Source organism: Cellulomonas sp. P4_A2 (genome assembly GCF_056402515.1).
The window spans coordinates 1-519 of sequence record NZ_JBFUHG010000075.1; the positions used below are offsets into that span (position 1 = coordinate 1).

Consider the following 519-nt stretch of genomic DNA (forward strand, 5'->3'; position numbering starts at 1 on the left):
AGGCAGTCGTGCTCGGGCATGTAGCCGACCCGTTCCCGGATGGCGGCGCCACTGGTGGCGACGTCCAGCCCGAGCACCGCGGCCCGGCCTTCGGTGGCGGGGGACAGACCCAGCAGGATCTTGATCAGTGTGGACTTGCCGGCTCCATTGGCACCCACCAGGCCGGTTACGCCGGGCCCGATGTCCAGGGAGAGCCGGTCAAGAGCGGTCACCCGGGGGAACCGCTTGCTCAGGCTTTCGGTTGCGATCACAGTCACGTACTCGAAGGTAGTGGCGCGGGCCACACCGGTCGTCAGACCAGGCGGTTGGATCCGCATCAGACTCCAGTCGTACGGACCCGTAGGGGGACCCCACGAAGGAGGACGGCGGAGCGCGACGAAAGCAAGGGGGACGACGGAGGACAGAAGGACGAAAGCAAGGGGTGGGGCCGGAGGCGGGGTGCTCGGTGGGTTGTCCACAGGTCTGCGCAGCCCCTTGACGTAGCCGCCGAGCATTGTCACATTCATCAATGTCACGTTA

At 66.3% G+C, this 519-nt stretch carries 1 protein-coding gene; it reads right to left on the reverse strand.

Going from position 1 to position 519, the window contains the following annotated elements:
• The coding region (locus AC1DUE_RS20150) for an ATP-binding cassette domain-containing protein (RefSeq protein WP_477041185.1) at nucleotides 1-257 on the reverse strand (257 nt) is incomplete at its 3' end.
• Nucleotides 258-519: the final 262 nt, after the last annotated feature.